A 297-nucleotide genomic window follows, 5' to 3' on the forward strand; every position below is an offset into this window, starting at 1 on the left:
ACGGGGGGAACCAGCGTTGCAGCTTGGCCAGTTGCGCACCTTGCGGAACAGTGTCTGGCACTTCGCGCGACCCCCTCAGCTTCCGGCAAGTTTCTCCGGCGCGTTGGCGACCACCCACCGCGCTGTGCAGATCGGATCGCTCACACCCCGGATCGAGGCAAGCGCCGCCTCGGTTGCCAGCGCGGCCTCAGCATGCTTGGCGCCCAAGAGACGCAGAAAACGGGCAAAGGCCGCTTGCGTCCGTCTGCCCACCACGATCAGGTCGAGCAATCGGCGTGCAACCTGATAATCGTCCGA

Annotated in this window: 1 protein-coding gene; it reads right to left on the bottom strand. The window is 65.3% G+C overall.

Annotation, left to right across the window (positions count from 1 at the left end; all coding sequences use genetic code 11):
- Positions 1-75: 75 nt before the first annotated feature.
- Positions 76-297, bottom strand: a 222-nt coding sequence (locus E0702_RS16665; RefSeq protein ID WP_205742008.1) for a hypothetical protein, incomplete at its 5' end; no start/stop codon positions are given.

The sequence above is a fragment of the Halomonas marinisediminis genome (assembly GCF_004347715.1).
GTDB lineage: Bacteria > Pseudomonadota > Gammaproteobacteria > Pseudomonadales > Halomonadaceae > Halomonas > Halomonas icarae.